Below are 24,897 nucleotides of genomic sequence, written 5' to 3'. Positions count from 1 at the left end.
CAAAAGGACCTTTGGACCCATGACCGACCTTCACCCCGTGCGCCGCGCGTTGCTTTCCGTTTCCGACAAGACCGGATTGATCGAACTGGGCAAGGCCCTGGCCGACCGCGGGGTCGAGCTGCTGTCGACCGGCGGCACCGCCAAGGCGCTGCGCGATGCGGGGCTTGCGGTCACGGATGTCAGCGAGGTCACGGGTTTCCCCGAGATGATGGATGGCCGGGTCAAGACGCTGCACCCTATGGTGCATGGTGGCCTGCTGGCGCTGCGCGACAATGACGCCCATGTGGCGGCGATGCAGGAGCATGGCATCGGCCCGATCGACCTGCTGGTGGTCAACCTCTACCCGTTCGAGGAAACGGTGGCCAATGGCGCAGGCTATGACGAATGCATCGAAAACATCGACATCGGCGGCCCGGCGATGATCCGCGCCGCGGCCAAGAACCACGCGTTCGTCAACGTGGTGGTCGATGTCGAAGACTACTCGGCCCTGCTGGATCAGCTTGAGGAAAACTACGGCAAGACGTCGCTGGGCTTCCGCCAGTGGCTGGCGCAGAAGGCCTATGCCCGCACCGGAGCCTATGACGCGGCCGTGTCCAGCTGGCTGGCCGACGCACTGCAGATCGACACCCCCAAGCGCCGCGTGTTCGCTGGTGAGCTGAAACAGCCCCTGCGCTATGGCGAGAACAGCCACCAGCAGGCGGCGTTCTATGTCGATGGCTCGGGGCGTTCCGGCGTCGCCACCGCCGTGCAGCATCAGGGCAAAGAGCTGAGCTACAACAACATCAACGATACCGACGCCGCCTTTGAATTGGTGGCCGAGTTCGACCCGCGCGACAGTGCCGCATGCGCCATCATCAAGCACGCGAACCCCTGCGGCGTGGCCAAGGGCGCGACGTTGCTCGAGGCATACAAGGCCGCTTTCGACTGCGACCGGACCTCGGCCTTTGGCGGGATCGTGGCGCTGAACCGGCCGCTGGACGCGGAAACCGCGCGCGAAATCACCGGCATCTTCACCGAGGTCGTGATCGCCCCCGGCGCCACCGACGAGGCCAAAGCGATCTTTGCCGCCAAGAAGAACCTGCGTCTGCTGACCACCGAGGCGCTGCCCGACCCACGCGCGGGCGGGCTGGCCTTCCGCCAGGTGGCCGGCGGGCTGCTGGTGCAGGACAAGGACAACGGCCATGTCGAGATGGATGACCTGAAGGTCGTGACCAAGCTGGCCCCCACGCCCGAGCAGATGCGCGATCTGCTGTTTGCCTGGAAAGTGGCCAAGCACGTCAAGTCGAACGCCATCGTCTACGTCAAGAACGAGGCCACGGTGGGCGTCGGCGCCGGTCAGATGAGCCGGGTGGATTCGGCGCTGATCGCTGCCAAGAAGGCCGAGCGCATGGCCGAAAGCCTGGGCCTGCCCGAACCGCTGACCATCGGCTCGGCCGTAGCCTCGGACGCGTTCTTCCCCTTCCCCGACGGGCTGATGGAGGCTGCTGCCGCAGGCGCAACCTGCGTGATCCAGCCGGGCGGGTCGATGCGCGATGACGAGGTGATCGCCGCCGCCGACGAGGCGGGTCTGGCCATGGTGTTCACCGGCATGCGGCACTTCCGTCACTGATGCGGGTCCGGGTTCTGCTCTGGGCGGGGCTGGCCGCATTTGCGATCGACCAGCTCAGCAAATATCTGGTCGTCCACGTGTTGCGCGTGGCCGACCGGCCCGGCGGTATCGACGTGCTGCCGCCGCTGCTGACCTTTCGGTACGGCGAGAATCGTGGAATCAATTTCGGCTTGTTTCAGGGCAATTCCGAAGCCGCGCGCTGGGCGCTGGTGGCCGTGTCGCTGGCCGTCTGCGCGGGCGTGGCGATCTGGCTGTGGCGCAGCGCGCAGCCCGTCCGCATGGTGATCTGCGGCGGTTTGCTGATCGGCGGAGCGCTGGGCAACGTGGTCGACCGGGTGCTGTACGGGTATGTTCTGGATTTCCTGAACATGTCCTGCTGCGGCATCAACAACCCCTATGTGTTCAACCTGGCCGACGTGTTCATCTTTGCCGGCGCGCTGGGGCTGATACTGCTGGATGGCAAAAAGCCCTCGTGACGCGCCGGATGTTTTGCGATAAAAGCGCGTGAAACAGGCTGGAGACCAAGATGCGGATGCCGCGCGCAACCATTGCCCTGACACTCGCCGCCCTTGCCGCGGGATGTTCCGATATCGGCCTGCGCCATCTCGAAGCGCCCGGCTCGGGGCCTGACGAGTTTTCGGTGATGCCGGTCAAGCCGCTGACCCAGCCCAAGGATTATGCCTTTCTGCCCGCCCCCACACCGGGCGGCGAGAACCTGACCGATCCCAACCCCAAAGGTGACGCGGTGGCCGCGCTGGGCGGCAATGCGGCGGCGCTGAAGCCCGCGGGCGGCATCCCATCGTCGGATGCGGCGCTGGTCACGGCTTCCAGCCGCTATGGCGTGGCGCCCGACACCCGGCAGGCGCTGGCCGCCGAGGACGAGGCTTTCCGCACGCGCCAGGCGCGCTGGACCCGTCTGCGCCTGTTCAAGGTTGACCGCTACTCGCAGGTCTACAAGCGCGAGTCGATCGACGCCGGGCAGCAGGCCGAAGCTTTCCGCCGACAGGGATATGAAACCCCGTCCTTCCCGCCGGATGAATAATCCTTAACTTTCCGTCATCGCTCTTGATCCCGCCCGGCGCCACCGTAGTTTGAAGGTTAACGACACAGACGGAGGATGCCCCATGGTTCGGGTCCTGGCGTTTTGCGCCGCACTGACAGCCGCAGCCCCGGTTCTGGCCGGAACCGGGCACGAGGCCGTGACCACCTTTACCCTGGACAACGGTATGGACGTGGTGGTGATCGAGGATCACCGCGCCCCGGTCGTGCAGCACATGGTCTGGTACCGGGCCGGATCGGCGGACGAGCCGGTGGGATCATCCGGCGTGGCGCATTTCCTGGAACATCTTCTGTTCAAGGGCACCGACAGCATGGCCCCCGGCGAGCTGTCGGCCACCGTCGCGGCCAATGGCGGCAATGACAATGCATTCACCTCGTATGACTATACGGCCTATTTCCAGCGCGTGGCCGCCGATCGGCTGGGCCTGATGATGAAGATGGAGGCCGACCGGATGCGCAACCTCAGGCTCTCGCAGGAGGACATCGCAACCGAACGCGACGTGATCCTGGAAGAGCGCAACCAGCGCACCGAGAACAACCCCCGTGCCCTGTTCGGTGAACAGATGAGCGCGGCGCAGTACCTCAACCACCGCTACGGCGTTCCGGTGATCGGCTGGAAGCACGAGATGGAAGAACTGGACATGGAGGACGCGCTGTCCTTCTACCAGACTTATTACGCGCCCAACAACGCGATTCTGGTGGTGACCGGCGATGTGGACCCGGCCGAGGTCAGGACCCTTGCCGAGACTTATTACGGCGTGATCCCGGCCAACCCCGACCTGCCCGAGCGGGTCCGCTCGCAGGAGCCGCCTCAGACCGCCGCCCGGCGCCTCACCTTCAAGGATGCGCGGGTGTCGCAGCCTTATGTCCAACGCAGCTATCTGGCGCCCGAACGCGACGCTGGCGCGCAGGAGAAGGCCGCGGCGCTGTACTTGCTGGCCGAGCTGCTGGGCGGTAGCACCACATCCTACCTGAACGAAAAGCTGCAGCTCGAGCAGCAATTGGCGGTCTATGCCGGGGCGTTCTATCGCGGGGTGTCGCTGGATGACACGACCTTTGACCTGATCGTCGTGCCTGCGCAGGGCGTGTCGCTGCAACAGGCCGAGGAGGCGATGGATCAGGCGGTGGCCGATTTCATCGCCGAGGGCGTCAAGCAAGAGGATCTGGACCGGATCAAGCTGCAACTGCGTGCCGCGCAGATCTATGCCCGCGACAATGTCGACGGAATCGGCAACCGCTATGGCCGGGCGCTGACCAGCGGTCTGACGGTCGAGGACGTGCAGGCCTGGCCCGACATTCTGCAGGCCGTCACCGGCGACGACATCATCGCTGCCGCGCGCGACGTTCTGCGCCCCGAGGCTTCGGTCACCGGATGGCTGATGCGTGATGACGAGGTAACCCAATGATCCGTTTCCTTGCCCCCCTGATTGCCCTGCTGTTCGCGCTGCCCGCCTGGGCCGAAATCAAGATTCAAGAGGTCACCTCGCCTGGCGGCATCCGGGCCTGGCTGGTCGAGGATCACTCGATCCCCTTCACCGCGCTGGAACTGCGGTTCCGCGGGGGCACCTCGCTGGACGATCCCGAAAAGCGCGGCGCGGTCTACCTGATGAGTGGCCTGCTGGAGGAAGGCGCAGGCGACATGGATGCGCGCAGCTACGCGCGGGCGCTGGAGTCGCTGGCGGCCTCCTTCGGCTATGACGCGTCGGATGACAGCGTGGCGATCTCGGCCCAGTTCCTGACCGAAAATCGCGATCAGGCGGTGGACTTGCTGCGCACCACGATCCAGCAGCCGCGGTTCGATCAGGATGCGATCGACCGGGTGCGGGCGCAGGTGCTGTCGGGGTTGCGGTCCGACCAGACTGACCCGAACACCATCGCGGGGCAGACCTTTGCCTGGATGGCCTATGGCGATCACCCTTACGGCTCGGACGGGAAGGGCACGATCGAAAGCGTTTCGGCCCTGACCCGCGATGACATCGTGGCGGCCCACAAGGGCGTCTTTGCCAAGGACCGGCTGTATGTGGGCGCCGTGGGCGACGTCACCCCCGACGAACTGGGCGCGCTGCTGGACCATCTGCTCGCCGATCTGCCCGAGACGGGCAAGCCGATCCCCGGAAAGGCGCAGGTGAACATCCCCGGCGGCGTCACGGTGGTCGAATTCGACACGCCGCAATCGGTGGCGCTGTTCGGCCAGAAGGGCATCGACCGCGACGACTCGGATTTCTTCGCGGCCTACATCCTGAACCACATCCTCGGCGGCGGCGGTTTCGAAAGCCGTCTGATGCAGGAAGTGCGCGAGAAGCGCGGCCTGACCTATGGCGTTGGGACCTATCTGGTGCCCAAGGATCTGGCCTCGGTCTATCTGGGGTCGGTGTCCTCGGCCAATGATCGGATCGCGCAGGCGATCACGGTGATCCGTGACGAATGGCGCCGCGCCGCGACCGAAGGCGTGACGCAGAAAGAGCTGGATGACGCCAAGACCTATCTGACCGGTGCCTATCCCCTGCGCTTCGACGGCAATGCCCGGATCGCGGGGATCATGGTGGGGATGCAGATGGAAGGCCTGCCGATCGACTACATCGCCACCCGCAACGACAAGGTGAACGCGGTGACGCTGGACGAGGTGAACCGCGTCGCGGCCGAGCTGCTGGACCCCGACGGGCTGCATTTCGTGGTGGTGGGCAAACCCGAGGGGCTCGAGACAACGAACTGAGGTGCGGGGCTGAGCGGTGCTCAGCCCTTGTTGCCGGCCATGTCGCGCAGCATCTGCCCCATCATCTGGCCGAACCGGCCCGAGCCGCGCTGATACAGCGCCCCGTCCACGGCCAGAACCGTCCCGCTGATATAGCTGGCCATGTCCGAGGCCAGAAACAGGCAGGCATTGGCCACGTCCTGCGGCGTGCCCCAGCGGCCCAGCGGCACGTCCTGAAGCAACTGCTTGCCCGCGTCGGGTGTGGGGGCGAGACGCTTGGCGCCCTCGGTGCCCTCGATGAAACCCGGCACCACCGAGTTCACCCGGATGCCTTCCACGCCCCATTCCATCGACAGGGTGCGGGTGATCTGATCGACCCCCGCCTTGGCCGCGCAGACATGGGCCTGGCCCTCGTAGGGCAGGTAGGATTGCGGGGCCGAGATGTTGATGATGTTGCCGCCGGGCCGTTTCAGATAGGGATAGGCGCCTTTCAGAACATGCACGGTGCCCATCAGGTCGATCTCGACCACGGTGCGGAAGGCGTTGACCGACATTTCCGCCATAAGCGCCGGGAAGTTGCCCGCCGCCCCGGAAACCAGAACGTCGAAATCACCGAGCGCCGCGTGGAACTGTTTCAGCCCCTCGGCGACCGCCTCAGCATCACGCACGTCAAAGGCCGCGCCGATCGCCTCGGCCGCGCCCGCCGTCTTCAGCGCGGCGATGGTGTCGTCCACCTTCTCCTGTGAGCGGCTGGCCACGGCCAGTTTCGCGCCCGAGGCCGCGAAGGCCTCGGCGATGCCCCGGTTGATACCGCTGGTGCCACCGATGACGATGACCGTCTTTCCTGCGAAGTCCATGCAGAGCCTCCCCCTGATGCGGGAGCCCTACTCGCCGTAGGGCACCCAGATGTTCTTGATCTCGGTCGCAGCCTGCAGGAAGCGGCGGGTGTGGTCCACGCTCCAGTCAAATGCCGTCGCGTTATTCACCCAGGTCCGCTTGAGGTTCCCGGCCGAGGCTTTCTCGATCTGTGCCGACAGGTTCGACGACGAGAAGGACCAGACCGCATCCACGTTCAGATGCGAGGCCAGCGGTTTGGCCAGTTCCTCGTGGCTACCGGTCAGGATGTTCACCACGCCGGCGGGCACGTCCGAGGTGTCCAGCACCTGATAGAAATCGGTGGCCGCCAGCGGATAGGGCTCGGACGCCACCAGAACCACCCGGTTGCCCATCGCGATCGCCGGGGCCATGGCCGAGACCAGACCCAGCAGCGGCGCCTCGTCAGCGCAAAGCGTGCCGATCACGCCAACCGGTTCCTTCATCGCAATCGCCACGCCGCGGATCGGAACGCCATGCACCTGGCCGTCATACTTGTCGGCCCAGGCGGCGGCGGTGAACAGGCGCTGGATCGCGGCGTCGACCTCTTTCGCACCGTCCTTGCGGCCGGTCATCGCGTCGATGCGATGCGCGAACTCCTCGGCGCGGGCCGAGAGGTTCTCGCCGATGTAATACAGGATCTGCGCCCGTAGATGGCCGGTGGTTTTCGACCAGCCCGCCGCCCCCGCCGCGGCCTCGACCGCGTTGCGCACGTCCTTGCGGTTGGCCAGACCCACATGGCCCAGCAGCCCCGCCTTGCCCCAGACCGCGCGGGAATAGCCGCCATCGGGCCGCGCCTGCTTGCCGCCGACATACAGTTTGGCCGTGCGGTCGACCGGATCGACCGGGCCACCCTCGCCCACGACTGGGTCGATCCTGGCCAGAGGCTTGGTTTTACCCTTGGGCTTGGTATAGGCGCTCAGCCCTTCCCAGCCACCTTCGCGCCCAAAGCCGCTTTCGCGCACGCCGCCAAAGCCCGCGGCCGCGTCGAACAGGTTGGTGGCATTGACCCAGACCACGCCGGCGACCAGCTTGGGCGCGATGTCCAGCGCAAGGTTGACGTTCTCGGTCCAGACCGTGGCCGCCAGCCCGTAACGGGTGTTGTTGGCCAGTTCGACCGCTTCGGCCGGGGTGCGGAAGGTCGATGAGACCAGAACCGGGCCGAATATCTCCTCCTGCATCAGCGGGTCCGAGGTCTCGAGTCCGGTGATCAGCGTCGGCGGGTAGTAGCAGCCATTCGACGGCAACTCGCAGCCGGGTTGGTAAACCTGGCCCACCGCGTTGCCCTCGACCATCGACTTGATGGTCTGCAGCTGTACCGGGTCCACCACCGCGCCCACGTCGATGCATTTGTCCAGCGGGTTGCCGATGCGCAGCTTGTCCATGCGGGCGCGCAGCTTGGTGTAGAAGCGGTTGGCAATGCCCTCCTGCACCAGCAGGCGCGAGCCCGCGCAACAGACCTGGCCCTGGTTGAACCAGATCGCATCGACCAGACCTTCGATGGCTGAATCGATGTCGGCATCGTCAAAGACGATATAGGGCGACTTGCCGCCCAACTCGAGCGTCAGGGACTTGCCCGACCCGGCGGTGGCTTCGCGGATGCGGCGGCCCACTTCGGTCGAGCCGGTAAAGGCGATCTTGTCCACGTCCGCCTTTACGATCATCTCGCCCACCGTGCCGTCGCCGGTGACGATGTTGACCACGCCCTTGGGCAGACCGGCCTGCATGCAGATATCAGCAAACAGCAGCGCCGTCAGCGAGGTGTATTCGGCCGGCTTCAGAACAACCGTGTTGCCCATGGCCAGCGCCGGGGCCACCTTCCACGCCAGCATCAGCAGCGGGAAGTTCCACGGAATGATCTGGCCGCAGACCCCCAGCGCCTGCGCGTCGGGCAGCTCGGCTTCCATCAGCTGGGCCATGCCTGCGTGATAGTATAAATGCCGCTGTACCAGCGGAATGTCGATGTCGCGCGATTCCCGGATCGGCTTGCCGTTGTCCAGCGTCTCGAGCACTGCGAACAGGCGGGCGTGTTTCTGGATCAGCCGCGCGATGGCATAGAGGTAGCGGGCGCGGGCCGGGCCGCCCAGCTTTTCCCATTTGGGTTGCGCCTTTCGCGCGGCGGCCACGGCGGCGTCCACATCGGCCCGGGTGGCTTGGGTTAGGGTCGCCAGAACCTCGCCCGTGGCCGGGTTGCGGCTTTCAAACCCTTGGCCGGGCTTGGTGAAGGCGCCGTCGATGAAATGGCCGAACTTGTCGCCCTGATCGACCAGCCATGCCAGGGCCTCGGCGGCACTTTCCGGGGCGGGTCCGTATTCCATGGTCTCGAAAATCTCTTTGACTGTCATTGTTCCTGTCCTCAGCCCATCGGGTGCCGGTAACCGGCCGAGTATGCCCCGGTGACGAAATGTTCCAACTGCCGCTCGATATCGCCCAGCAGGGACGAGGCGCCAAAGCGGAACAGGTCGGGTTGCAGCCAGCGGCCGCCCAGCTCGTCCTTGATCAGCGACAGGTAGACCAGCGCGTCCTTGGCCTTGGAAATCCCGCCCGCGGGCTTGTAGCCCACGCGATAGCCGGTGCGGTCATAGTAGTCACGGATCGCGCGGATCATCACTAGCGACACGGGCAGGGTGGCGTTGACGCTTTCCTTGCCGGTCGAGGTCTTGATGAAATCCGCCCCCGCCATCATGCAGACCAGCGAGGCGCGCGCCACGTTGCGCAGGCTGCCCAGCTCGCCGGTGGCGAGGATCGCTTTGACATGCGCCTCGCCGCAGGCGTCGCGAAACGCCTTCATCTCGTCATACAGCGCCTGCCAGTTGCCCTGCAGCACATGGCGGCGCGAGATCACGATGTCGATCTCCTCGGCCCCGGCCTTCACGCTTTCCTCGATCTCGGCCACGCGCAGGTGAAAGGGCGACAGACCCGCCGGAAAGCCGGTGGACACGGCCGCGACCGGAATGCCGGTGCCTGTCAGCGCATCCACCGCCGTTTCAATCATGTCGTGATAGACACAGACCGCGCCGGTGGTGATCGGCGGCATGTCCAGCGCCCTCAGCAGGGCGGGGGACACCGGCTGCCGGGCCTTGGCGCATAGGCGGCGAACGCGGCCCTCGGTGTCATCGCCCGAAAGGGTGGTCAGGTCGATCATGGTGATCGCCTTCAGCAGCCAGGCGGCTTGGTATTCTTTCTTGACCGACCGCCGCCCAGGCAGGGTCGCGGCGCGGCGCTCGATGGCCGAGGTGTTGGCCTGCACGGCGCGGACCCAGTCCAGGTCCAGTTCCATGCCGGGGTTTCGGGGCTCGGTCACTTGCGGCAGATGCGCGGTGCGCACGGGGCTTTCTGAGCTCTGCGTATCCATTGTCACGTCCTTTGGGAGGTTTGCGCCAAAATCGCACGGCAGGCCGGCGAAGGAAAGGTGTCGCGTGCTGCGGGGATCAGGTTTTTGACCAAATGGACAAAATAGGCGTTTTCTTGCGAGTAATTCGCAATTGCATTGACTTAGTTGCGAATGGTTCTCATATTTGGGGTCAACATGAACCCAACCCGAGGTCAAAAATGATTCGCCGTCAGTTTCTTGCCGCGCTTGCCGTTGCTGCCACGCTTCCGGTTGCCGGATGGGCCGGGGCCCCGCTGAAGGTGGTGGCCACGACCGGCATGATCGCCGATGCGGTGCGTCAGATCGGGGGCGACCAGGTCGAGGTGAAATCGTTGATGGGCCCCGGCGTGGACCCCCATGCCTATCGTCAGACCCGCAGCGACATCGTCGCCATGACCCGCGCCGACCTGGTTCTGTGGCACGGCCTGTATCTCGAGGCGCAGATGGAAGATTTCTTTCACGATCTCGGCCGCAAGCGCCCGGTGGTGGCCGTGGCCGAGGGGGTCGACAAGTCGAAACTGCGCGCTCATGACGATTATGCCGACAAGTACGACCCGCATCTGTGGATGAGCCCGGTCCTGTGGCGCGACGTCGTGATCGAGGTGCAGCAGGCCCTGACCGAGGCGCGCCCCGAGGCTGCCGACCTGTTCGCCGCGAACACCCAGGCGTTTCTGGACCGGATCAACCGCCTGCATGCCTATGGCCAACAGGTTCTGGCGCAGATCCCCGCGGACAAGCGGGTGCTGGTCACCGCCCATGACGCCTTTGGCTATTTCGGCGCGGAATACGGGTTCGAGGTGACCGGCATTCAGGGCATTTCCACCCAGTCCGAGGCCGGGCTCAACCGGATCGGAGAACTGGTCGACATGCTGGTCGAACGGCAGGTGTCGGCGGTGTTCGTCGAAAGCTCGGTGTCCGACCGGTCGGTTCGGGCGCTGATCGAGGGGGCGGCGGCCAAGGGGCACACCGTTGCCGTGGGCGGCGAGCTGTTCTCGGACGCGATGGGCGCGCCGGGCACCTACGAGGGCACCTATGTCGGCATGCTCGATCACAACTTCACCGTCATCGCCCGCGGGCTGGGCGCCGATGTGCCCGCGCGCGGCATGGACGGCAAGCTGGCGGCGGGGTCCTGACATGGTTGAGCTTGCCGCGAAACAGGGCACCCGCCCGACCGATCCGTCGGTTCAGGCCAGCCCGCTGGCCATTCGCGGGCTGACCGTGTCCTACAACCAGAAACCGGCCGTGTTTTCCGTGGACATCACCGTTCAACCGGGGTCGATGACCGCGATCATCGGCCCGAATGGCGCGGGCAAGTCCACCCTGCTGAAGGCCGCGCTGGGCATCGTCCGGCCGGTATCCGGGCAGGTCACCGTCTTTGGCAGGCCGCTTGAGAAAGAGCGCGCCCGCATCGCCTATGTGCCGCAGCGCGCCAGCGTCGATTGGGATTTCCCCACCCGCGTGATCGACGTGGTCCTGATGGGGCTGTCGCGCGAGCTGGGCCTGCTGGGCCGGGTGCGCATGCGGCACATGGCCCGCGCGATGGACTGTCTGCATCGGGTCGGGATGCATGAATTCGCCGACCGGCAAATCGGCCAGTTGTCGGGCGGTCAGCAGCAGCGTGTCTTTCTGGCGCGCGCGCTGGCGCAGGAGGCCGACCTGTACCTGCTGGACGAACCCTTTGCCGGCGTCGATGCCGCCACCGAAAAGGCCATCATCAGCGTTCTGAAGGGGTTGAAACAGGCCGGCAAGACGGTTGTCGCCGTGCATCATGATCTGGCCACCGTCACCGATTATTTCGACCATGTGTTCTTGATCAACACGCGCAAGATCGCCGAAGGCCCCGTGGCCGAGGCCTTTACCGCCGAGACCCTGCAGGCGACCTATGGCGGGCGTCTGGCCACGGCGCAGATCGACCAGATCGCCGGGGCGCTGGGCTAGGCCATGCTGTGGGACGCGCTGACCCTGCAACTGGGGTACAACGCCACTTTGGTCGCTATCGGGGCGACGCTTCTGGGGTTTGCCGCCGGGGTGACCGGTACCTTCCTGTTTCTGCGCAAACGGGCGCTGGTCAGCGATGCGATCAGCCATGCGACCTTGCCGGGCGTCTGCATCGCCTTCATGGTCATGGTGGCGCTGGGCGGCGAGGGGCGCAACCTGCCCGGCCTGCTGGCGGGCTCGGCGCTGTCGGCCTGGGTGGGGCTGTTGTGCATCATCGGCCTGACCCGGCGCACCCGGTTGGCCGAGGATGCAGCGATCGGGGCCGTTCTGTCGGTGTTCTTCGGGTTCGGCGTAGTGCTGCTGACGGTGATCCAGACGATGGGCGTTGGCCGTCAGGCGGGGCTTGAGGGGTTCCTGCTGGGCTCGACCGCGGGGATGCTGTTTGCCGACGCGCTGATCATCGCGGTGGGCGGGGCGGCGACCGTGCTGCTGGTCATGATCCTGCGTCGCCCGATGCTGATGGTGGCCTTCGACGCCGAATACGCAGCAGCTGCGGGGGTGCCGGTGCATCGCGTTGACCTGGCGATGATGGGCCTGGTGATGGCGGTCACGGTGATCGGCTTGAAGATCGTCGGCCTGATCCTGGTCGTGGCCCTTCTGATCATCCCGCCGGTTACGGCGCGGTTCTGGTCGGACCGGGCGGATCGGGTGGTGCTGCTGTCGGGGCTCGCCGGGGGGCTGGCGGGGTATCTGGGCGCGGCCGTATCCGCCTCGGCCCCGAACCTTCCGACCGGCCCGATCATCGTGCTGATCAGCTTTGCGCTTTTTGCGCTATCGCTGTTGCTGGCGCCGGTGCGCGGCGTCTTGGCCGCGGTGGTGCGTCACCGGCGGTTTCAGCGCCGCGTTCATATCCGGCAGGGCCTTTTGGCTTTGGCGCAGGGGCAGGAAGTCTATGAACCCTATACCCGGCGTCTGTTGCGCCGGTCCGGGCTGATGCGGGCCGACGGCGTGGCCACCGATGCGGGTCGGGCGCGGGCGGCCAAGGCGTTGCGCGACGAAAGGCGCTGGGGCCTCGTGCGCGCGGATCAGACGCACGAAGCCGCAGCGGCGCAATATGACGGCCTGCGCGAAATCGAAACCGTCCTGACCCGCGATCAGATCGACGAGATCGACCGCCGAATCGGCCCCCCGCATGAGGTGCGCACATGAGCGGTGAAGAATTCGTTTCACTGTCCTTGACGCCACTGCTGATCGGCATTTGCGCGGCGGTGGCCTGTGCGCTGCCGGGCAATTTCCTGCTGCTGCGCCGGCAGGCCCTGATCGGCGATGCGATCAGCCATGTGGTGCTGCCGGGCATCGTGGTGGCGTTTCTGCTGACCGGGGTGATCTCGACCTGGCCGATGATGCTGGGCGCGGCAGGCGCGGCCGCAGTGGCGGTGATCCTGATCGAGGCCATCCGGCGGCTGGGCCGGATCGAGCCGGGCGCGGCGATGGGCGTGGTGTTCACCACCATGTTCGCCGCCGGGGTGTTGCTGCTGGAACAGACCGACACCTCGAGCGTGCATCTGGACGTGGAACACGCGCTGTATGGCAACCTCGAAAGCCTGATCTGGCTGGACGCGACGGGCTGGGCCTCGGTTCTGGATCCGGTGGCGCTGGCCGGATTGCCACCGGAACTGCCGCGGATCGCGGTCACGCTGCTGGCCGTCAGCCTGTTCATCCGACTGTTCTGGCGGCCGCTCAAGATTTCGACCTTCGACGAAGGGTTCGCCCGCACGATCGGCATCCGCACCGGCGCGCTCGGCCTTGCGTTGGTGCTGGTCGCGGCGATCTCAGCGGTGGCTGCGTTCGACGCGGTGGGCTCGATCATCGTGATCGCGATGTTCATCTGCCCGCCTGCCGCTGCCCGGATGATGACCAACCGGCTCGAGGCCCAGATCGGCTGGAGCGTCCTTTTCGCGGTGCTGTCGGCCGTGATCGGCTATGCCCTGGCGGGCTATGGGCCGCTGTGGCTGGGCTGGGCCGATGCGGTCAGTGCCGCCGGCATGATCGCCACGGTCTCGGGTGTCATCCTGGCCCTGACCGCCGCTTTCGGGCCATGCCGCGGGCGGGCGGGGGTGCCGGGCACCGGTTGATTCCGCAGGTTTTCGCCGCCGGGACCCGCACTGCTTCGGCCAAACTTCGCCGAGACCGGGCGGGGCGGAAATCAGGACGCGCTTTGAGCGGCACATCGTGCTACATCCCCAGCCATTGCAAAATGCACGACCACCACTCACCTCGGGTCGTTCGGGCAGTCGCGATGATACAGGCAACCTGTCGAGCTTGCCGGTTTCGATGGCCCGGACGATCCGACCCCCCTCTCCTGAACCTGTCCAAACCTGTGGCAGAATCGCGTGCGATTGTGCTAGGTCTAGCGGTATGGCGCAGGCAAACCCCAATATCAGCGAAAATCGCCCCGTAATCCGGCAACTCGACGAAGCCGCGATCAACCGCATCGCCGCCGGTGAAGTGGTCGAACGCCCGGCCTCGGCCGTCAAGGAACTGGTGGAAAACGCGATCGACGCTGGGGCCACCCGGATCGCCATCGACATCGCCGATGGCGGCAAAACCTTGATTCGCGTCACCGACGACGGGTGCGGCATCGCGCCCGAGGATCTGCCGCTGGCCCTGTCGCGCCACGCGACCTCCAAGATCGACGGGTCGGACCTGCTCAACATCCACACCTTCGGGTTCCGGGGCGAGGCGCTGCCCTCGCTGGGTGCGGTGGGGCGTCTGACCATCACCAGCCGCGCGCGGGGGGCCGAGGCGGCCCAGATCCGCGTGGCCGGCGGCCAGATGGAGCCGGTGAAACCGGCAGCCCTGCGCGCGGGCAGCGTGGTCGAACTGCGCGACCTGTTCTATGCCACGCCCGCGCGGCTGAAATTCATGCGCACCGACCGGGCCGAAGCGCAGGCGATCTCGGACACGGTCAAGCGGCTGGCCATGGCGGAACCCTCCATCACCTTCACCCTGAGCGATGTCTCGGGCGGGGGCGAGGGGCGCGTGGTGTTTCGCGCCGACCGCGAGAACGGAGACCTGTTCGACGCGCTGCACGCCCGTCTGGCCCGCATTCTGGGGCGCGAGTTTGCCGAGAATGCCTTGCAGATAGACGCTACCCGCGAGGGGATCCGGCTGTACGGATATGCCGCGCTGCCCACCTATTCGCGCGGGGCCGCAGTGGCGCAGTTCCTGTTCGTCAACGGCCGACCGGTGCGCGACAAGATGCTGACCGGGGCGCTGCGGGCAGCCTATTTCGATTTCCTCAGCCGCGACCGGCACCCGGCGGCGGCGCTGTTTCTGGACTGCGATCCTACGCTGGTCGACGTAAACGTGCACCCCGCGAAATCCGAGGTGCGGTTCCGCGATCCCGGCGTGGCGCGCGGGTTGATCGTCTCGAGCCTGCGGCACGCGCTGGCCGAGGCGGGGCACCGCGCCTCGACCACCGTGGCCAATGCGACGCTTGGCGCGATGCGGCCGGAACCGGCCCCGGCGGCGCCCGCGCGGGTCTATCAGATGGACCGGCCGTCGCCTGCGGCGCGGTCGGTGGCCTATCAGGCGCAGGCGCCCGGATTTGCCGATCTGGCCAAAGCCTACAGCGGTAGCGTGGTCGAGCCCGTGGCCGAACCCGCCTCTGCACAGCCCGACCAGACGCCACCCGAACATCTGCCCCTGGGGGCCGCGCGCGGGCAGGTGCATGAAAACTACATCATCGCCCAGACCGCCGACGGTATGGTGATCGTGGACCAACACGCCGCGCATGAACGGCTGGTCTATGAGAAACTGAAGAAACAGATGGCTGAGAACGGCGTGGCCGCGCAGGCGCTGCTGATCCCCGAGATCGTCGAACTTTCCGAGGGCGACTGCGCCCGCCTGCTCGCGGTGGCCGATGACCTGTCGCGCCTGGGCCTGACCATCGAACCCTTCGGCGGCGGCGCGGTGGCGGTGCGCGAGACCCCGGCCATTCTGGGCGAGGTCAACGCGCGGGCGATGATCCTGGATATTCTGGACGAGTTGGCCGATCAGGGCGAAAGCCAGACGGTGCAGGCGCGGATCGAGGCGATCCTCAGCCGCGTGGCCTGCCATGGCTCGGTCCGTTCGGGCCGCCGGATGCGCGCCGAAGAGATGAACGCCCTGTTGCGCGAGATGGAGGCCACGCCCCATTCCGGCCAGTGCAACCACGGGCGGCCGACTTACGTGGAACTGAAGCTGGGCGATATCGAACGGTTGTTCGGCCGCAGTTGATCCGGCCGCCGGTCGGCGATAGAAAAGAAGAAACAAAACAAGAACACGCAGGTTGAGATGATCGAGATTGCAGGCACCCGATATTCGCTGGAAGACCCCATGGTGATGGCCGCCCTGATCGGGGCGGGGGTGGTTCTGCTGATCCTCGTCCTGCTGTTTCTGGCCCTACGCGCGGCCAACCGCTCGGCCCGGATGGCCGAGCCGCTGGCGCAGCAGCTGGCCTATCTGGGCCAGCATGTGCAGCAGTTGGGGCAGGGGCAGGAACAGCTGCGCGGCGGGTTGCAGCATGTCTCGGACACGCAGGCCAATGCGCAGGTGCAGGTGATCCAGACGGTCGAGGCACGCCTGTCGGCAGTGCAACAGCACATGAACGACCGGCTGGCCGACAACGCCATGAAATCCGCCCGCGCGCTGGCCGAAATGCAGGAGCGGATGAAGGAAACCCTGCACGGCACCTCGAAACAGACCGCGACCTCGCTGACCCAGCTGCAAGAGCGTCTGGCCGCCATCGACAAGGCGCAGGACAACATCACCAAGCTGTCGGGCGACGTGCTGTCGCTGCAGGACATCCTGTCGAACAAGCAGACCCGCGGCGCCTTCGGCGAGATCCAGTTGAACGACATCGTGTCCAAGGCGCTGCCCTCGGACAGCTATGTGCTGCAGGCGACCCTGTCGAACGGCAAACGCGCCGACTGTCTGATCCGCCTGCCCAACCCGCCGGGGCCCATCGTGATCGACAGCAAGTTCCCGCTGGAAGCCTATGAGGCGCTGGTGGGCGCGGGCAGTGACATGGAGTTGAAGGCGGCGGTGCAGATGTTCCGCAGCACGGTGCGCAAGCACATCACAGACATCTCGACCAAGTACATTTTGGACGGTGAAACCGCCGACGGGGCGCTGATGTTCCTGCCCTCCGAGGCGGTCTATGCCGAACTGCACGCCAAGTTCCCCGAACTGGTGCAGGAGAGTTTCTCGAAACGGGTCTGGATCGTCTCGCCCACCACCTGCATGGCCACGCTGAACACGATGCGCGCCATACTCAAGGACGCGCGGATGCGCGAACAGGCGGGCGCGATCCGCAAGGAACTGGGTATGCTGCACAAGGATGTCGAGCGTCTGGGCGACCGGGTGGCCAATCTCGACCGGCATTTCGGTCAGGCGGCCAAGGATATCTCGGAAATCAAGATCAGTGCCGAAAAAGCCGGTCGCCGGGCGCAGCGGCTGGACAATTTCGATTTCGAGGAACTGGCCCCCGAGGACCGCGCCAACGTGGTGCCGCTGGGCAAGTCCGAGGGCTGAGGCCTACTGGATTGATAGGTCTAGATTGTAGCCCACGGTCTTGCCGGTGTCCCGGTCATTGCCCATCAGGTAGACGCGGATGGTATAGTCTCCGTCCTCGGGCAGGTTGATCCGGGCGGTATTGCCGTTGACCGAGCCATTGTAGATCGCGACCCCGTCGCTGCCCGGCGGCAGGATGTTGAAATAGATCACGCCGTTGCCGTTGGTGTCGCTGACCTGAAGCTCGGCAAACAGTTCCTGCCCGCCCTTCGCACCCAGTACGTAGTCGAAATATTCATCACCCGTGATGGTGCCGCTGACCATGGAGCCGAAATTTCCGGGATGGAATTTCACCTCGGCTTTCCTTTGGGCCAAGGCGGGCAAGGCCACAACGGCAATGAACAGGGCTGCCAGAGCTTGTTTCAACATTCTGCATATCCTCCCGGTGATTCCCGGCTCCAAGCCTAGCACAACCGAGGGACCGTTCAGATTCGCAGGAAGGGCTGCACCAAACGTGGGATCAGGCTATTGAACTTCAGCGGAGCGTCGGTCACGGCCAGGCAGATGCAATCCTCGGACATGTCGGCCACGGGCGTGTGTTCCAAGTCCTCGTCTGCGATCTCGACGTCACCGCGGGCGAAATGGTCCACCTCGTCGGAAAATGCGCCTTGCAAAACCATGGTCAGCTCCATGCCTTTGTGGCCGTGATCGGGTACCGCAGCACCGGCCGGGATGAACAGCAAGCGTGCGGATGCTTCGTTGCTGGTCGGAAGTATGGCCTGCTTGACGCCCATGCCGATCGATTTCCAGCGGATGCTGTGCACATCGCCGCCAACGTAATCCTGCAACGGGGCGGGCAGAACACTGCAGGCCGCGCGCTTGGGTTTCGACGCGGGCGCGCTCTGCGCGATAAGCGCCATGGTTGCCGCCAGCGAATCCTGGCTCATCGCCACCGTGTCGTCCTGATCTTCCAGCAGATGCCCGCCGACGGCCTCGTAGCTTTCGGCGCGCGCGCGGCAGTGGTCGCACAACGAGATGTGCGTGGCGACCATCAGGTCAAATGCCTCGGGCAAGGCGCCCGCGGCATAGGCCATCAGCAGATCGTCTGTCAGGTGGTGTTTGATCGCGTTGCTCATATTTGTCATCTCAGTTCATCGCGTGGCGCAGGCGATCCAGCGCCAGTCGTATTCTCGATTTGATCGTACCCAGCGGCAAACCCGTCTGCGCGGCAATCTCGCGGTGGCTCAGGTCGCCGAAATAGGCTTTCACGATCAGTTCCCTTTGTGCCTCGGGCAGCTCGCGCAGGGCCGTGCGCAACTGCGCCGTTTCCTGCTGCAACGCAACCACGTCAGCCTGTTCGGGCTCCGCCTCGGGGCCCCAGGTCAGTTCTTCCGGTTCGGGACGCCGCTGCTTGCGCAGGGCGTCGATGCGTTTGTTCCGCGCAATCGTGAAGACCCAGGTGGATACCGTCGCCCGCGTCGGGTCGAACAGATGGGCCTTGTGCCACAGCGTCGCCATGACCTCTTGCGCGCACTCCTCGGCCAAACCGGCGTCGGACCCCGAACGGATCAGGAACGCCTTGACCCGAGGGGCAAAGTGCTGGAACAGCTCGGCAAAGGCCGTCTGATCCTGCGCCTCGCGGATACGCTTCACGTGGTCGATCCACGGGCACCGCGCTGCGCCATTCGTTTGTGTTGCGTTCACCGAACTTCCCTTGGTTCGTTTGCTACCGCTGCTGGCGCGCTGTGCCGCGGTTTCTGCCGCGGCACTGTCCAAATCAACGGTGTCGATCTCGGTAAACATAACCGCATTACGACGCTTGGCCCAAGCTGGATCACAGGAAACGAGATTTTTGATCCGAAAACGGATAATTTTCGTACACAAAATGAAAGCCGCACGAAAAACCGTGCGGCCTCAAGCAGTTGAAGACGGCACCAGTTTATGACTTCGATCGAATTCGTCCCCGCCCACACCTATCACGGCAGGAAAGGTGCGATCGAGAACGCCTTTCGCTATTCAGTCGACTATATTCTGCTCGATCCCGAAGTCCGGCCGCGGACGCCGCTTCTTTTCTCGGTGGACCGCGCCAACATCACCAATTGGCGCATCCGCGACCACGGTGGCCTGCCAGGGCGGGGCAGTGGGGCCGTCTGGCTACGCGCGCGCCTTCAGGAAATGGACATTCCGCAGCCCGCCCGGATCGCCCTGCTGACGCAACCCAGAGTCTTCGGCCATGTGTTCAACCCGGTCAGTTTCTGGTTCTGCCTCGATGATGCGGACCAACCCTATGCAGTCGTGGCCGAGGTCACCAATACCTACGGCACGCGCCACAGCTATGTCTGCCACAAGCCCGGATTTGGACCGATCGGGCCATCGGATCGCATCCGTGCAGAGAAGCTCATGCATGTGTCCCCGTTCCAGAAGATCGAGGGGACATATACCTTCCGCTTCGATTTCCGGCCCGACCGGGTTGGCGTTTGGATCGACTATGGGCGCGACGGGGGCGGACTGATCGCCACGCTTACCGGCCCGCGCCGGGCGCTCACCAACCGGGCGATCCTGTGGTCGTTGCTGCGGCGGCCATTCGGGGCCCGGCGTGCGGTCTTTCTGATCCACTGGCAGGCGCTCAGGCTGTGGGTCAGGAAAGCGCCCTTCCTGCCGTTCCGCACCGCGCCGGTGCCGGCCGACCCCGTGTCGCGGTCGCACGAGTGACCGGCGCAATTTGCGCAAGATCAAGGACGACGCCCGGTGCGGATGGTTCAGATGGGGGGCAAACGCGGACAGAGGAGTTGACACCGATGCTGGAAATCTCGCCCAGAAAAGTGGCTCAGGTTGCCCTGATGGGGCGCGAACTGCACCGGGCCGAAGGCGAACTGCGCGCCTTCATCGACCGGATGAGCGAGGACGAGCAGGCCGAGCTGGTCGCGATCATGTGGATCGGTCGCGAAAGCTTTTTCCCCGAGGACCTGGCCGAGGCGATCGCAACCGCGCGGGCCGAGGCCTCGACCCCCTGCGCCGACTATCTGATCGGTACGCCGCATATGTCTGACCACCTGGAAAATGGATTGGACGCACTTGGAATCTCGGCCGAGGATGTGGAAAACGATCTGATGTGAACCGCTGTCGCCACGGACACGCGCATTTGGTATGGTGAGCTAGGTCCCTGGTTTTTGATGAGGCGGCGTGGTGGAGAGGCGGCACATTTCGAGTCAAGTAACTCTGTTGCAAGTTCTGGCATTGCTGTGCGCCTTATTCGTTCTGAACAGCCCGGCGCGGGCTTGCACGGTATGCGTGACGCTGCCCGAGCATTCGCTGGCCGACCGTTTGATGATGTCGCAATTCGTGGTTCTGGCCGCACCGACAACAGACAACCCGTTCCGATACGTGCCCGTCGAGGTGTTGAAGGGCAACAGCAAAGACTTGGCGGTTTTGCCCGAAATCCCATTTTTGGTCGATAGCGTGACGCGGGCGGCGGTGCGAGCGGATCCGGATCGTTCGGTATTGATGATGTACGGCCCCGACAGTCGTGACCGGGCCGGGCGCGCTTTGGTGCATGGCTGGACCAAAGGCTTCTTGATGACGCCCGCGCGGAAAGACTTTGTGGCGTTGGTACTTGCACAGGGGCCGGGCTGGAGCATTGGTGGATCCGCTTCGGCTGAGCGGGTCGCATTTTTTGCAGGTTTTCTTCAGGATGATGATCGCCTGTTGCGCAATACCGCCCTGATTGAATTGCACCGCGCACCTTACGATATCGTGCGCGGGCATCGCGACAGCGCTTCTACCCGGCAGCTGTTGCATGACCTGCGCAATCTGAACCGAATTGCCTATGCACCTGCCTCCATTCGTATGCTGGGTTTGCAATCCGACGACGCGGCCTTGGCTGCTGTAAAGTCCGTCTATCCGGGCGCGTTGGAAACCGGTGGTCTCAACCTGCGGGATTGGGCGCTTGCGGCAATCGAGGTGGATGGCGCAGTCGCGCTTGTCGCGATCGCACAGTCGCTTCGTTCTCCTGTAGCGGCCAGTGAAGACGCACGAGCATTGGTTCGCGCCCTCGTCGATGCTGGCAACGCGTTGCCAGCACATCGCGCGGCCATCGTAGCAATCTTTGCCGAAGTTTTGGAAACAGACACCGAAAACGCGGCGCGTATTGCATTTGCTGTCCGCGATTGGGGCGACGAGACGCTGGTGCCGCGATTGCGCAAGCTGCTGTTTGATCCGGAAACCGATCCCGCCACGGCTTTTGCCCTGCGCGCGACTTTGCCAGCAGGCCAATGACACGCTTCACCTTTCGTTTCGGCAAAGGATTAACTCGGCTTAATGGTTCGGTCCGGAACCGTTAACGTAGGCCTCCTTTATCTAGTGTCAGTGCTGCATCGCAGCTCAGTTTTCGGGAGGACACGACAATGGCAACCGCACGAACAGAAAAGCTTCAATCCAGCCTGATTAGGGGCATATTCGCCAAATACACGGATGCCAGAGTTGAACGATCCCGCCGCCGTATCCTGGCAAAAACCGTGCGCGATCTCGAGCGGCTCAGCCATGATCGGCTGAAGGACATCGGTGTCGATCGAACGGAGATCAATCGCCGCGCATACCAGAGCGTTTATCGCAACGCACCATATCGGCAGTCGCGTTGACTGACGCCCAGCCCATGCAACCATCCGGGGAGGAAGGGAAAATGTTTGACCGCGTCATACCGACCAGCCGACATGAGCCGACCGCCAGCGCTTTGTTATTGTTTGACAGAGCCATGCGCATTCACGCGATCAAGGGCGATATCGTAAGTGCCGCTCAGCATTTGAATACGTTGAGCGATCATCATCTGTCCGAGTTGGGGATCAACCGCAGCGATCTTGAGGAAACGATCGAGCGCTACATCTGACGCCCGAGGCGACGATCGGACAGTCTTGTCCAGCCGGAAAAAAAGCCATTCCGGTGCGTCCGGAATGGCTTTTTGGTTGGTTCAGGCCAGGTGGTCGACCTCCTGCAGGTGCTGCGCTAGCTTGTCGATCTCGGCCATCCAGGCCTGGACCAGTTTCGGGTCGCTGGGGGCGGCGTGGACTCCAGCGGGGATGGCGCGGTTCAGCACCGCCTCGACCGCAAGCGAGACCGGGATTGAGACGAGGCGGGCCATGGCGCTGCCGCGCGCGTCGCCCCAGGCGTCCATCACATAGGTCTTGTGCCAGACCGGCCTGCCGTCCTTCTCGGCCTTCAGGCCGACGCAGAGCACAACGCGGTCGGGCTCGCCCTCTTCATAGGCGTTCTCGGCCCAGAACTGGTCGGACATTTCCTTGAGCCGGGCATCGCCCTCGGGGCCTTCCAGCGTTTCGATTTCGCGGAACACCTCCGACCACGCATCCGACCAGCCGTTCAGCCGCAGGGTGCCGCGGACGAATTCCTTGACCGGCCAGTGCTCCTCGAAATGGTACTGCTGCATGAAGGGGATCGAGTCGCGGTTCGGATAGACCTCGAAACTTTCGGGCGTGGGCAGCGGCGCGACATAGGTGCTGATCGCGTCCCAGGGCCGGGCCACGTCCAGCGGGGCATAATCGCGGATCGACCGCGAGGGCGAGCGCAGCGCCTTGAGCACGCCCAGGGGCGACCAGCTGAACTTGTAGCGGAACGGGTTCGGGTTCTTGGGGATGCCGCCGCAATAGGAAATGAAGCTGAGGTGGTTTTCCGGGTCGAAGGCGTCGGAGGCGCGGTAATCGTCGACCAGCGCATGGGCCATCAGGTGGTCGATGCCCGGATCCAGCCCGACCTCATTGACCAGCGCGACGCCGGCCTCGCGAGCCTTGTCGTCCAGCGTGCGCATTTCGGGCGCGATGTAGGAGGACGAGACAAAATGCGCGCTCTTCTCGATCGCCAGTTCCGCCAGCGGTACGTGCCAGTCGCCCGGCAGCATCGAGACGATCACGTCACCTTTTCCCAGCACCGCGCCCAAGGCGTCGATGTCGAAGGCCCGGATGTCGTCGGTCAGGTCGCCGACCTCGGCGCGGGCCTTTTCGACGGTCCGGTTCCAGACGGTCACTTTGTGGCCGGCCTCGATCAGGCGTCGCAGGCCGGGAATGGCCGACAGGCCGGTGCCGCACCAATGAATCGTCATGGCTCAGATTCCCTTCATGTGAGTTTCGAATGTCGCCTTGGCCCGGCCCCAGACCCCGCTGTCGATGTCGGTCAGCGCAAGCAGCGAGGGCAGAAGCTGCGCGGCGTAGTCTTCCGAGCTTTCGACAGGCAGCATCGAGGGCAGGTTGTCTATGGCCATCACGTCCAGCACCGGGTCGGTGGCCACGCGCAGGGCGGGTTCTTCCCAAGTGGTGGCGCGGTCATAGACCGGGACCGGGTTGTAGTCGCTGTCGGGGTCGCAGGCCACGTCGCCGATGGCGGTCAGCTGGCGCGGGGCATTCAGCGCCTCGCGCGGGACGAAGACCGGGGTTCCGGGCCGCGCGAAGATGCAGTTGAGGAAGATGTCGTGTTCGAGGATTTCGGGGAACGGCCCGCCATGGGCGGTTTCCGCCATGTCCCATTTCGTCACCTCTACCCCCATTGCCTCGCACAGGTCGGACGCGCCGGTGCCGACCCTTCCCAGCGCGCCGATCACGATGGCGCGGGGGCGGGGCGCGCCGGTGGCGTCCAACTCGGCCAAAAGTTCGGCGTTCAGCGCATCCTTGCCGGGATAGGCGCCGACGAGGCCGCAGATCTCGCCGCGCTGCTGCGCCGCCCAGGTCTTAAGCGTCACCGCCGCGCCGGCATACCCGGCCCAATAGCCGAAGGCCGCGACGCGCCGCCCGGTCTCGTCCACCAGGTATTCCAGGTCATACAGCGTGCCGTCGCCGGCCTTGAACCGCTCCAGAAGCTTTCGGCCCGAATGCTGGCCCTTGAAGGCATGACCGAACATGATGTGGCGATGCGGCAGGGGCGTGCCGTCCTCGGGCAATTCCTTGAGGCCGAAGATGATCGCATCCAGCGGCGCCTCCGGCCAAGAGTTTTCCGGCGCAATCTCGCAGCCCGCCGCGCGGTAGCCGTCGATCGGGATGGCGCGGACATGGCTTTCCTCGACCGTCACGCGGATGCCGGCGTCGATCAGTTGCGCCGCACCCTCGGGCGTCAGCCCCACCCGTTCCTCGTTCGGGCGCTGTTCGGCCCGGACCCAAAGATGTGTCATCTGTTCTTCCTGTTATCCCAGCATCCCGGCGGCTCGAACCGCCCTGACGGATGCGCGCGCCTCCATCGCGTCGCGAAACGCGACGATCTTGGGAAAGGCCGAAACATCGACCCCATCCCCCTCGAGCCAGCTGCACACCACGTAAAGATACGGGTCGGCAAGGCTGAACCTTTCGCCCAGCACGAACGGGCCGCGCAGGCCGTTCGTCTCGACATACTTGCAGGATGCGGTCATGGTCTGGGCCACCTTGGCCGCCATGTCCTTCCAGCTGGAATTCCTGTCGGCCCAGCGGTGCCCACGCATCTTGTGCGCATGGTTCACATGCATCGTCGAGGCCAGGTAATACATCACCTCACGCATCCGCGCCGCCTGCAGCGGGTCGTCGGGGACAAGCCCGGCCTCGGGGGCCTTGGCGGCAATGAATTCCAGCAGGGCGCCGGTCTCGGTCAGAATGCCGCCCTTGACCACCAGCGCGGGCACGCGCCCCTTGGGGTTGATCTGCCTGTAGGCCGCCGTCGTCTGCTCGCCCGAAGCGAAGTCCAGTCGGACCGGCTGATAGTCCAGCGCTGCCTCTTCCAAGGTGATGGCGGTCGCAACCGATATGGTGTTGGGCGCATAGTACAGCTGCATCG

Annotated in this window: 25 protein-coding genes; 16 read left to right on the top strand and 9 right to left on the bottom strand. The window is 64.9% G+C overall.

Features of this window, described 5'->3' with window-relative positions; all coding sequences use genetic code 11:
• Positions 1 to 19 precede the first annotated feature (19 nt).
• From purH to AC2FMM_RS07435, 5 genes are all read left to right on the top strand, one after another.
• Complete coding sequence (purH, locus tag AC2FMM_RS07455; protein ID WP_496796216.1) at positions 20 to 1,609, top strand: bifunctional phosphoribosylaminoimidazolecarboxamide formyltransferase/IMP cyclohydrolase; 1,590 nt, start codon at positions 20 to 22, stop codon at positions 1,607 to 1,609.
• Positions 1,609 to 2,085 (top strand): signal peptidase II, encoded by a 477-nt coding sequence (lspA, locus tag AC2FMM_RS07450; protein ID WP_490360251.1) that lies wholly within the window; start codon positions 1,609 to 1,611, stop codon positions 2,083 to 2,085. Before purH ends, lspA begins: the two co-directional genes overlap by 1 nt.
• A 50-nt stretch (positions 2,086 to 2,135) precedes the next feature.
• The gene (locus AC2FMM_RS07445) at positions 2,136 to 2,651 is read left to right on the top strand and encodes a DUF3035 domain-containing protein (protein WP_496680591.1); all 516 of its coding nucleotides are present in this window, start codon (positions 2,136 to 2,138) and stop codon (positions 2,649 to 2,651) included.
• An 82-nt stretch (positions 2,652 to 2,733) separates the two neighbouring features.
• Entirely contained in the window at positions 2,734 to 4,074 is a 1,341-nt protein-coding gene (locus tag AC2FMM_RS07440) for a M16 family metallopeptidase (protein WP_496689408.1), read from the top strand.
• Entirely contained in the window at positions 4,071 to 5,381 is a 1,311-nt protein-coding gene (locus tag AC2FMM_RS07435) for a M16 family metallopeptidase (RefSeq protein WP_496796215.1), read from the top strand. Before AC2FMM_RS07440 ends, AC2FMM_RS07435 begins: the two co-directional genes overlap by 4 nt.
• A gap of 20 nt (positions 5,382 to 5,401) precedes the next feature.
• On the opposite strand, the gene AC2FMM_RS07430 is transcribed toward AC2FMM_RS07435, so the two are convergent.
• Genes AC2FMM_RS07430 through deoC form a run of 3 tightly spaced genes read right to left on the bottom strand, consistent with a single transcriptional unit; the run spans position 5,402 to position 9,588 of the window.
• Complete coding sequence (locus AC2FMM_RS07430) at positions 5,402 to 6,217, bottom strand: SDR family oxidoreductase (RefSeq protein ID WP_496680600.1); 816 nt, start codon at positions 6,215 to 6,217, stop codon at positions 5,402 to 5,404.
• A 27-nt stretch (positions 6,218 to 6,244) separates the two neighbouring features.
• Positions 6,245 to 8,578 (bottom strand): aldehyde dehydrogenase family protein, encoded by a 2,334-nt coding sequence (locus AC2FMM_RS07425; RefSeq protein WP_496796214.1) that lies wholly within the window; start codon positions 8,576 to 8,578, stop codon positions 6,245 to 6,247.
• An 11-nt stretch (positions 8,579 to 8,589) separates the two neighbouring features.
• Positions 8,590 to 9,588, bottom strand: coding sequence for a deoxyribose-phosphate aldolase (deoC, locus tag AC2FMM_RS07420; protein WP_496796213.1), 999 nt, complete (start codon positions 9,586 to 9,588; stop codon positions 8,590 to 8,592).
• A 197-nt stretch (positions 9,589 to 9,785) separates the two neighbouring features.
• Between deoC and AC2FMM_RS07415 the strand changes: the two genes are divergently transcribed.
• The 6 genes from AC2FMM_RS07415 to AC2FMM_RS07390 all read left to right on the top strand — a co-directional run bounded on the left by AC2FMM_RS07415 (position 9,786) and on the right by AC2FMM_RS07390 (position 17,121).
• On the top strand, positions 9,786 to 10,739 hold the full coding sequence (locus tag AC2FMM_RS07415; RefSeq protein ID WP_496796212.1) for a metal ABC transporter solute-binding protein, Zn/Mn family: 954 nt from the start codon (positions 9,786 to 9,788) through the stop codon (positions 10,737 to 10,739).
• Position 10,740: 1 nt separating this feature from the next.
• A complete protein-coding gene (locus AC2FMM_RS07410) occupies positions 10,741 to 11,544 on the top strand; it encodes a metal ABC transporter ATP-binding protein (RefSeq protein WP_496796211.1) in 804 nt (267 codons plus the stop codon).
• Positions 11,545 to 11,547: 3 nt separating this feature from the next.
• The gene (locus AC2FMM_RS07405) at positions 11,548 to 12,753 is read left to right on the top strand and encodes a metal ABC transporter permease (RefSeq protein WP_496796210.1); all 1,206 of its coding nucleotides are present in this window, start codon (positions 11,548 to 11,550) and stop codon (positions 12,751 to 12,753) included.
• Positions 12,750 to 13,679, top strand: coding sequence for a metal ABC transporter permease (locus AC2FMM_RS07400; protein WP_496796209.1), 930 nt, complete (start codon positions 12,750 to 12,752; stop codon positions 13,677 to 13,679). Before AC2FMM_RS07405 ends, AC2FMM_RS07400 begins: the two co-directional genes overlap by 4 nt.
• A gap of 283 nt (positions 13,680 to 13,962) precedes the next feature.
• On the top strand, positions 13,963 to 15,825 hold the full coding sequence (gene mutL / locus AC2FMM_RS07395; protein ID WP_496796208.1) for a DNA mismatch repair endonuclease MutL: 1,863 nt from the start codon (positions 13,963 to 13,965) through the stop codon (positions 15,823 to 15,825).
• A gap of 57 nt (positions 15,826 to 15,882) precedes the next feature.
• Positions 15,883 to 17,121: a DNA recombination protein RmuC gene (locus AC2FMM_RS07390; protein WP_496680618.1), complete on the top strand. Its 1,239-nt coding sequence runs from the start codon at positions 15,883 to 15,885 to the stop codon at positions 17,119 to 17,121.
• A gap of 3 nt (positions 17,122 to 17,124) precedes the next feature.
• Here the strand turns inward: AC2FMM_RS07390 and AC2FMM_RS07385 are convergent, their stop codons facing one another.
• From AC2FMM_RS07385 to AC2FMM_RS07375, 3 genes are read right to left on the bottom strand one after another with little or no spacing between them, the layout of a single operon-like run.
• On the bottom strand, positions 17,125 to 17,529 hold the full coding sequence (locus AC2FMM_RS07385) for a hypothetical protein (RefSeq protein WP_496796207.1): 405 nt from the start codon (positions 17,527 to 17,529) through the stop codon (positions 17,125 to 17,127).
• Between the two features lie 56 nt (positions 17,530 to 17,585).
• Positions 17,586 to 18,236 (bottom strand): ChrR family anti-sigma-E factor, encoded by a 651-nt coding sequence (locus AC2FMM_RS07380; RefSeq protein WP_496796206.1) that lies wholly within the window; start codon positions 18,234 to 18,236, stop codon positions 17,586 to 17,588.
• A gap of 10 nt (positions 18,237 to 18,246) precedes the next feature.
• Positions 18,247 to 18,903, bottom strand: a complete 657-nt coding sequence (locus tag AC2FMM_RS07375; RefSeq protein WP_496796205.1) for a sigma-70 family RNA polymerase sigma factor — start codon at positions 18,901 to 18,903, stop codon at positions 18,247 to 18,249.
• A gap of 138 nt (positions 18,904 to 19,041) precedes the next feature.
• Between AC2FMM_RS07375 and AC2FMM_RS07370 the strand changes: the two genes are divergently transcribed.
• The 5 genes from AC2FMM_RS07370 (at position 19,042) to AC2FMM_RS07350 (ending at position 21,982) form a co-directional block, all read left to right on the top strand.
• Positions 19,042 to 19,812 carry a DUF1365 domain-containing protein gene (locus AC2FMM_RS07370; protein WP_496796204.1) on the top strand — a complete coding sequence of 257 codons (771 nt, stop codon included), beginning with the start codon at positions 19,042 to 19,044 and terminating at the stop codon, positions 19,810 to 19,812.
• An 86-nt stretch (positions 19,813 to 19,898) separates the two neighbouring features.
• The gene (locus AC2FMM_RS07365) at positions 19,899 to 20,216 is read left to right on the top strand and encodes a DUF3775 domain-containing protein (RefSeq protein ID WP_496680628.1); all 318 of its coding nucleotides are present in this window, start codon (positions 19,899 to 19,901) and stop codon (positions 20,214 to 20,216) included.
• A 175-nt stretch (positions 20,217 to 20,391) separates the two neighbouring features.
• Positions 20,392 to 21,375, top strand: coding sequence for a hypothetical protein (locus AC2FMM_RS07360; protein ID WP_496796203.1), 984 nt, complete (start codon positions 20,392 to 20,394; stop codon positions 21,373 to 21,375).
• A 128-nt stretch (positions 21,376 to 21,503) separates the two neighbouring features.
• Positions 21,504 to 21,737, top strand: a complete 234-nt coding sequence (locus tag AC2FMM_RS07355) for a hypothetical protein (protein WP_496680633.1) — start codon at positions 21,504 to 21,506, stop codon at positions 21,735 to 21,737.
• Positions 21,738 to 21,778: 41 nt separating this feature from the next.
• Positions 21,779 to 21,982 (top strand): hypothetical protein, encoded by a 204-nt coding sequence (locus AC2FMM_RS07350; RefSeq protein ID WP_496680635.1) that lies wholly within the window; start codon positions 21,779 to 21,781, stop codon positions 21,980 to 21,982.
• Between the two features lie 81 nt (positions 21,983 to 22,063).
• On the opposite strand, the gene AC2FMM_RS07345 is transcribed toward AC2FMM_RS07350, so the two are convergent.
• Genes AC2FMM_RS07345 through AC2FMM_RS07335 form a run of 3 tightly spaced genes read right to left on the bottom strand, consistent with a single transcriptional unit; the run spans position 22,064 to position 24,895 of the window.
• A complete protein-coding gene (locus AC2FMM_RS07345) occupies positions 22,064 to 23,206 on the bottom strand; it encodes a saccharopine dehydrogenase family protein (RefSeq protein WP_496796202.1) in 1,143 nt (380 codons plus the stop codon).
• A gap of 3 nt (positions 23,207 to 23,209) precedes the next feature.
• Positions 23,210 to 24,265, bottom strand: a complete 1,056-nt coding sequence (locus AC2FMM_RS07340) for a saccharopine dehydrogenase (protein ID WP_496796201.1) — start codon at positions 24,263 to 24,265, stop codon at positions 23,210 to 23,212.
• 12 nt (positions 24,266 to 24,277) lie between these two features.
• Positions 24,278 to 24,895: a glutathione S-transferase family protein gene (locus AC2FMM_RS07335; RefSeq protein WP_496796200.1), complete on the bottom strand. Its 618-nt coding sequence runs from the start codon at positions 24,893 to 24,895 to the stop codon at positions 24,278 to 24,280.
• Between the last annotated feature and the right edge of the window lie 2 nt (positions 24,896 to 24,897).

This window comes from Ruegeria sp. BHSC043, assembly GCF_059612985.1.
The sequence above is the reverse complement of the archived record's forward strand: the minus strand, read 5'-3'. Positions and strand labels throughout refer to the sequence as shown.